The 7,888-nt window shown below is 69.3% G+C and carries 4 protein-coding genes and 1 pseudogene; 4 read left to right on the top strand and 1 reads right to left on the bottom strand.

Features of this window, described 5'->3' with window-relative positions; genetic code table 11:
* From ACXJKH_RS10940 to tldD, 3 genes and pseudogenes are all read left to right on the top strand, one after another.
* Nucleotides 1-291, top strand: a pseudogene (locus ACXJKH_RS10940) (Rne/Rng family ribonuclease); the annotation flags it as partial.
* Between the two features lie 45 nt (nucleotides 292-336).
* Entirely contained in the window at nucleotides 337-4,215 is a 3,879-nt protein-coding gene (locus ACXJKH_RS10935; protein ID WP_457319447.1) for a YhdP family protein, read from the top strand.
* 53 nt (nucleotides 4,216-4,268) lie between these two features.
* Nucleotides 4,269-5,714: a metalloprotease TldD gene (gene tldD, locus ACXJKH_RS10930; RefSeq protein ID WP_457319446.1), complete on the top strand. Its 1,446-nt coding sequence runs from the start codon at nucleotides 4,269-4,271 to the stop codon at nucleotides 5,712-5,714.
* 80 nt (nucleotides 5,715-5,794) lie between these two features.
* Here the strand turns inward: tldD and yjgA are convergent, their stop codons facing one another.
* Nucleotides 5,795-6,394: a ribosome biogenesis factor YjgA gene (yjgA, locus tag ACXJKH_RS10925; RefSeq protein WP_457319445.1), complete on the bottom strand. Its 600-nt coding sequence runs from the start codon at nucleotides 6,392-6,394 to the stop codon at nucleotides 5,795-5,797.
* Nucleotides 6,395-6,462: 68 nt separating this feature from the next.
* Here yjgA and pmbA point away from each other — a divergent pair, with 68 nt between their 5' ends.
* Nucleotides 6,463-7,830, top strand: coding sequence for a metalloprotease PmbA (pmbA, locus tag ACXJKH_RS10920; protein ID WP_457319444.1), 1,368 nt, complete (start codon nucleotides 6,463-6,465; stop codon nucleotides 7,828-7,830).
* Nucleotides 7,831-7,888 lie beyond the last annotated feature (58 nt).

Below are 7,888 nucleotides of genomic sequence, written 5' to 3'. Positions count from 1 at the left end.
GTGGAAAGCCTGGAGCGGCAGCTGTCCGAGCCGTGCCCGGAGTGCAGCGGGCGCGGCTCGATCAAGACCGCAGAAACGGTCACCTACGAGATCTTCCGCGAGATCACCCGCGCGGTGCGCCAGTTCGATGCGGCACGCCTGCTGGTGATCGCCTCGTCCAAGGTGGTGGCGCGGATCACCGATGAGGAATCCTCGGCGGTGGCCGAACTGGAGGAATTCCTCGGCAAATCGATCCGCTTCCAGGCGGACGAGCAATACCTGCAGGAGCAGTTCGATGTCGTGCTGCTCTGATCTCCACGCGTTGGCGCGCTCGCGCGCCGATGCTTTCGCGTCACGATGAGCACGCCGCTCCGACTGCGACTGCGAAGGATTCGCCGCCATGCCGTATATGCATTGGCGATCGTGCTGGTATGTGTGGCGGTGCTGGTGGGCACCGTCAGCCAAGCGTTGCCGTTTGCCGAGCGTCATCCGGACAAGGTGGCGGCCTGGTTGAGCGCGCGGGCCGGGCAGCCGGTGCGTTTCGATCACCTCGATACCGCCTGGACCCGGCGGGGTCCGTTGCTGCAGCTCAAGGGGCTGCGCATCGGCGAAGGCCAGGGCATCGCCATCGGCGAGGCCGAGGTGCTGGTGTCGATGTACACCGGGTTGCTGCCCGGACATTCGCTGACCGAACTGCGCCTGCGCGGGTTGGCGCTGGTGCTGGAGCGTGCCGACGATGGTCGCTGGTCGGTGCGCGGTCTGCCGCAGTCGGGCAGCGGCGATCCGCTGGACGCACTGCGCCGGCTGGGCGAGCTGCAGGTGATCGGCGGGCGGCTGCGGGTGGATGCGCCGTCGCTGAACCTGCAGGCCGAGCTGCCGCGCATCGATCTGCGCCTGCGCGTGAATGGTCAGCGCCTGCGCGTGGGGGCACGCGCCTGGGCCGATCTCAATGGCTTGCCGCTGACCGCCGTGCTGGATTTCGAGCGCAATCGCGGTGATGGACAGGCCTGGCTGTCAGCCGACCCGGCCGATTTTCGCGCGTGGTCCAAGTTGTTGCAGTTCGCCGGCGTGTCGCTGCAGCAGGGCACCGGTGAATTGAACGCGTGGGTGGACCTGCGCGACCATCGGCCGGTGATGGTCACCGCCGATGCCGACCTGAAGGGCCTGCAGCTGCGCGGCGCGCCGTTGGCCGATGGCACCCGCCCGGCGTTGACGCTGGACACCCTGCAGCTGCGCGCGCGCTGGCGCTGGGTGCAAGGGGGCTGGCGCGCCGATGCGCCGCAGCTGCGCATCGGCCTGGCCGGCACTACAGACATACAACGCCTGGACGGGCTGCTGTTGGCCGGCGGCCAGYACATGGCACTGGCCGGGGACAACATCGATGCCACCGCGCTGCTGCGTGGGCTGGCGCTCAGCGACCGGGTCGAACCGGGCCTGCGCGAGTGGCTGCAGCACGCCGCCCCGCACGCGCGGATGACCCAGGTGCGGATCGCCGCCGAGCGCGACGGCCCGGTATCGATCCAGGGCGAGCTGGCCGACGTCGGCTTTGCCCCGTCCGGGCATGCGCCGGGCCTGAGCGGGGTAGGCGGGCGCTTCAGTGGCGACGCCGATGGTTTCCAGCTGGCGCTGCAACCGACCCGCACCCTGCACTTCGATTGGCCGAGCGGCTTTGGCGTGCGCCACGACGTGCGCCTGGCCGGGCAACTGGTGGGCTGGCGCGACGAGGCCGGCGGCTGGCGCTTCGGCACCCCGGCGCTGCGCGTGCAGGGCACCGACTATGCCGCCGACGTGCGCGGCAGCGTCTGGTTCCAGGGCGATGGCACCCGCCCGTGGCTGCAGCTGGCTGCGCGCATCGACGATGTGCCGATGACCGCGGCCAAGCGTTTCTGGATTCATTCCAAGATGACCAAGGGCGCCACCGACTGGCTCGATGCCGCCTTGGTGTCCGGGCAGGTACGCGGCGGCATCGGCCTGGTCACCGGCGACCTGGAAGACTGGCCGTTCGACCGCAACAACGGCCGCTTCGAGGCCACCGGGCACATCAGCAACGGCACCATCCGCTTCCAGCACGACTGGCCGGCGATGGGCAAGGTGGATGCCGATATCGCCTTCATCGGCCCCGGCTTTGAACTGCATGGCAGTGGCGACCTGGCCGGGGTGGCGGTGAACCATTTCGATGCGGGCATCGTCGATTTCGGCCAGACCCCGCTGTACGTCAAGGCCACCACCCAGACCGACACGGGCACGTTGCTGGCGATGCTCAAGCAGAGCCCGTTGCACGCCACCTACGCCGACACGCTGGACAACCTGACCGCCAAGGGGCCGGCAGCCGTCACCTTCGATCTGCTGCAGCCGCTCCACCACGACCAACCCGGCGGCCACCTGCAGGGTACCGTTGATCTCAACGGCGTGGCCCTGACCGAAAAGCGCTTCGCGCTGACCTTCGACAGCATGCGGGGGCAGGCCCGCTACAGCCGCGACGGCTTCGGCGCCGACAGCCTGAGCGTGCGCCATCTCGGCCAGGACGGGCAGCTCAGCCTGCGCGCCGGCGGCTATGTGCGTGACCCGCAGCAGGCGTTCGAATCGGAACTGAGCGCGGCGCTGGATGCGCATGCGCTGCTGGATCGTGCCCCGGAGTTGAGCTGGCTCAAGCCGTACATCCAGGGCAATTCGCGCTGGACGATCGGGGTGACCCTGCCCAAGGTCGCCGCGGGCGCCAAGACCGAAGCGCCGACCCTGCTGACCCTGCGCTCGGACCTGGTGGGCACCCGCTTGGACCTGCCAGCACCGCTGGACAAGGTGGCCACCATACCGCTGGCGACCACCGTCAATGCGCAGCTGCCGATGGGCAGCGGGCGCGTGGATGTGGCGTTCGGGCAGCGTCTGGCGTTGACCGCGCGGACCCACAACAACCAGACCGGCGTGCAGGTCACGCTGGGCAGCGACAAKGTCGACCGCGAGCCGCCCGCCAGTGGGCTGGCGGTCAATGGCCGCAGTGGTTCGCTGGACGCTCTGGAATGGATCGGCCTGGCCCGCGCACCGGGTGGGGGCGATGACAAGGATCCGATGCCGCTGCGCCAGGTGGATGTGCAGGTGGGGCAGCTGCTGTTGGCCGGCGGATTGTTCGCGCAGACCCGTCTGCAGCTGCGGCCGAGTCCCTCGGCGGTCGAGGTGCGGCTGGATGGGCCGTCGCTGGCCGGCACGCTGAGCGTCCCCAATGCCGACGGCGGCACCATCGTCGGCAAGCTCAGTCGTGTGCACTGGCAGTCGTTGCCCACCCCGGTCAAGGTGCCCTCCGGTGGCGCGCCGATCCTCCTGCCGGCCGACGCCACGCTGCCCGCACGGGTACAGGCCAGCGCCAACGACACCAACCCGGCGAAGATTCCGCCGCTGGCGCTGGACATCGAGGACCTGCAGTTCGGCAAGGCCAAGCTGGGCCAGGCGGTGCTGCGCACGCGTCCGTTCGGCAACGGACTGAGCGTGGACCAGCTGCAGTTCCGGGCGCCCAAGCAGGCCATCGACATCCAGGGCCGCTGGTTGGGGATGGGCGATACCGCCCGCACCCAGGTGACCGTTGACGTGAAAAGCGAGGACCTGGGCGGGCTGATGCAGAACCTGGATTACGGCGGCCAGCTGCGCGGCGGTCAGGGCCAGATCACGCTGGATGCCGGTTGGCGGGGTGGCCCATCGGACTTCCAGCTGGGCGCGCTGCAGGGCCACATGCAGGTCAATGCCCGCAATGGCCAGCTGCTGGAACTGGAGCCCGGGGCCGGTCGCGTGCTCGGGCTGCTCAGCGTGACCCAGCTGCCGCGCCGGTTGATGTTCGACTTCCGCGACTTCTTCTCCAAGGGCTTCGCCTTCAACCAGATCGACGGTGCGCTGGCATTCGGCAACGGCATGGCCACCACCGACAAGGTGTTGATCGAAGGGCCGGCGGCCAATATCAGCATCCGTGGCCAAACCGATCTGCGCCGCCAGCAGTTCGACCAGACCATCGACGTCAACCCGCGCTCGGGCAACCTGCTGACCGTGGTCGGCGCGGTGGCCGGCGGGCCGGTCGGCGCGGCGGTCGGCGCGGCCGCCAACGCTGTGCTGGGCAAGCCGCTGGGCGCGATCGGCGCCAAGACCTACCGGGTCACCGGACCGTGGGCCGAGCCCAAGGTCGAAGTGATCGACCGCGAGGACGCGCCGCCGCCGCGTGCCGCTCCCGCCGCGTTGCCGCCTCCGGTACGCTGACTCCTTTCCCGCGCCCGGCTTGCGATGGCGGCCGGCGCCCTCAGATAGATGACATGACCGACAACGCACTCACCCTTGCCAACGAACGCCTGCTCCTGCCCGCCGGGCTCGATGCCGGCGGCCTGGAACGCACCTTCGGTACCCTGCTGGGACCGGGTATCGACTTTGGCGACCTGTATTTCCAGCACGCCCGGCGCGAGAGCTGGAGCGTGGAAGACGGCATCGTCAAGGACGGTGCGCACTCGATCGAGCAGGGCGTGGGCGTCCGCGCCATCGCCGGCGAAAAGACCGGGTTTGCCTACTCCGACGACATCCATGCCGATGCCCTGCTGTCCGCGGCGCAGTCGGCGCGGGCGATTTCGCGCGAAGGCGGGGCACAGCAGGCGCGCTCGCTGGTGCGTGGCGGCGGGCGCGCGCTGTATCCGGCGCTGGACCCGATCGACGGCATGGGCAATGAAGCCAAGGTGGAGATGCTCAAGCGTCTGGACCGCTACCTGCGTGCCGCCGACCCGCGCGTGCAGCAGGTGATGGTGAGCCTGTCCGGCGGCGTGGACACGGTGCTGATCGCGCGCAGCGACGGCGTGCTGGCCGCAGACATCCGCCCGCTGGTGCGCTTGAACGTGCAGGTGATCGTCGAACAGCACGGTCGCCGCGAGTCCGGTTACGCCGGCGGCGGTGGTCGCTACAGCTACGAGGAATTGTTTGCCGACGGGCGCCCGGAAGGGTTCGCGCGCGAGGCACTGCGTCAGGCGCTGGTGAACCTGGAGGCGATTCCGGCTCCGGCCGGGGTGATGACCGTGGTGCTGGGTCCGGGCTGGCCCGGCGTGCTGCTGCACGAGGCGGTCGGCCACGGCCTGGAAGGCGACTTCAACCGCAAGGGCACCAGTGTCTACGCCGGCCGCGTCGGTGAGCGCGTGGCCGCGCCGGGCGTGACCATCGTCGACGACGGCACCCTCGATGGCCGTCGGGGGTCGTTGAACATCGATGACGAGGGCCACCCGACCCAGTGCACCACGCTGATCGAGGACGGCATCCTGGTGGGTTACATGCAGGATTCGCTCAATGCGCGGCTGATGGGCGTGGCCCCGACCGGCAACGGCCGCCGCGAATCGTTCGCGCACATGACCATGCCGCGCATGACCAACACCTACATGCGCGCCGGTCAGCACGATCCGGAAGAAATGATCCGCTCGGTCAAGAAGGGCCTGTACGCGGTCAACTTCGGTGGCGGCCAGGTCGACATCACCAGCGGCAAGTACGTGTTCTCGGCTACCGAGGCGTATCTGATCGAGGACGGGAAGATCACCGCGCCGGTGAAGGGCGCCACGCTGATCGGCAACGGCCCGGAAACCATGCAGAAGGTGCGCATGATCGGCAACGATCTGGCTCTGGACGAGGGCGTGGGCATCTGCGGCAAGGATGGCCAGAGCGTGCCGGTCGGCGTGGGCCAGCCGTCGCTGTTGATCGATGGCATCACCGTGGGCGRCACCCAGGCCTGAGCACGATGATGCACCTGTCGTGCAGCCCGCCGCGCGCGGCCGCCAGCCCGAGGCTGGCGCCGTCGCGTGGGCACTGCGGCTCAGTCGTCGGCGTTCTCGTCGCCGTCGTCCTGCGCGTCGAGGTCTTCGTCGGAGGTGTTCAGTCCTTCCAGGCCCAGCGCGGCCGGCAGCAGCAGCGTGCGCAGTACCTGGAAGATCTCGCGGTAGGCGCGCGGCGGCTTGTTCTTGGCTTTTTCGGCCTGGGCGTTGCGCACCAGCGTGCGCAGCTGCTGGCGGTCGGCGTGCGGATACTCGTCCAGCAGCGCGCCCAGCGCCTTGTCGCCGTCCCTCAACAGGCGCTCGCGCCAGTCTTCGACGCGGTGCATGGTGGCCACTTCACGACGCGAGGTGTCGCTGTTGGCATCCAGCGCATCGCGGATCGCATCCAGCACGGCGTCGTCTTCGCGGCGCATGTGCTTGGCCAGGAACGCCAGCTGGCGCTTGTGGGCGATATGGGCGGTGATGCGCTTGGCCTCGGCGATGTGCRGCAGCAGATCTTCGGGCACCGGCAGACGCGCCAGCTGCGCAGGGGTCAGCGACACCAGCTTCTCGCCCAGGGCCAGCACGTCCAGTGCAGCCCGGCGGTTCTGGCTACGGCTGATGTCAAGGAATTCACCGGTTTCTTCGTCGCGTCCGCGCATCGTCTTATTTCCACATCCAGAACTGTGCCCGGCGTTGCGCCAGGCACTCACCCGTACAGGATAAAGCATTGAACGTGATCTCCCCTGAAGTCTCCCCGGCCGACGACAGCCTGCAACGCCTGGAGCAGCTGGCTGACATCTCCCAGCGCCTGCTGGAGCGGGCCAAAGCCCTGGGCGCCACCCAGGCCGAGGTCAGCTGCAGCGACGAGCGCGGGCTGGATGTGAACGTGCGCCTGGGCGAGGTGGAAACGGTCGAATCCACCCGTGACCGCGGCATCGCGGTGACCGTCTACTTCGGCCAGCGCAAGGGCAGTGCCAGTACTGCCGACCTGCAGGAGGGCAGCCTGGCGTCGACCGTGGCCCAGGCGTGTGCCATCGCCCGGCACACCGAGGACGACGCGGCGGCCGGGCTGGCCGACGCCGCGCTGATGGCCCAGGACTTCCCCGACCTCGATGGCTGGCACCCGTGGGCGCTGGGCGCCGACCAGGCGCTGGACCTGGCCCTGGCCTGTGAAGCGGCCGGCCGCGAGGCGGACACGCGCATCAGCAATTCCGATGGCGCGTCGGCGGCGACCTCGCAGAGCCTGTCGGTGTATGCCAATTCGCACGGCTTCATCGGCCGCGAGCGCAGCAGTCACCATTCGATCGGCTGTGCGCTGATTGCCGGCCAGGGCGACGGCATGCAGCGCGACGGCTGGTACAGCAGCGCGCTGGCCCGTGAAGACCTCGAGTCTGCCGCGGCGATCGGGCGCCGTGCCGCCGAWCGCACCGTGGCGCGCCTGCAGCCGCGTTCGATGGCCACCGCGCAGATGCCGGTGCTGTTCTCGCCGGAAGTGGCGCGTTCGCTGATCGGCCACCTGCTGGGTGCGGTTTCGGGGGGGGCGCTGTATCGCCGCGCCAGCTTCCTGCTGGACAGCGTCAACACGCGGCTGTTCCCGGACTGGTTCCAGATCGAGGAACTGCCGCTGCTGCGTCGCGGCCTGCGCTCGTCCGCGTTCGATGGCGACGGCGTGGCCACGCGCAATTCGGCCCTCATCACCGATGGCGTGCTGCAGCGCTACATCCTGGGCAGCTATTCGGCCCGCAAGCTCGGCCTGCCCACGACCGGCAATGCCGGTGGCGTGCACAACCTCAAGGTGGCCGCCAACGCCGGGGACCTGGCCAGCATCGCGCGGCAGATGGGCCAGGGCTTGCTGGTGACCGAACTGATGGGGCAGGGCGTCAACGGCGTGACCGGCGACTACTCGCGCGGCGCCGGCGGCTTCCGGGTGGAGAACGGTGAGATCAGCTATCCGGTGGACGGCATCACCATCGCCGGCAACCTCAAGGACATGTTTGCCGGGATCGAGGCGGTGGGTAGCGACGTGGACCGTCGCTCGCACGTGCAGGTGGGTTCCATCCTGGTCGGCCGGATGACCGTTGCGGGCAACGATTGACGTATTCTATGGCCGCTGCCCTGGCAGGCGGGGAGCCTGCCGCGCAATACCCACACAC

It is taken from the genome of Stenotrophomonas sp. P5_B8 (assembly GCF_054049855.1).
The sequence above is the reverse complement of the archived record's forward strand: the minus strand, read 5'-3'. Positions and strand labels throughout refer to the sequence as shown.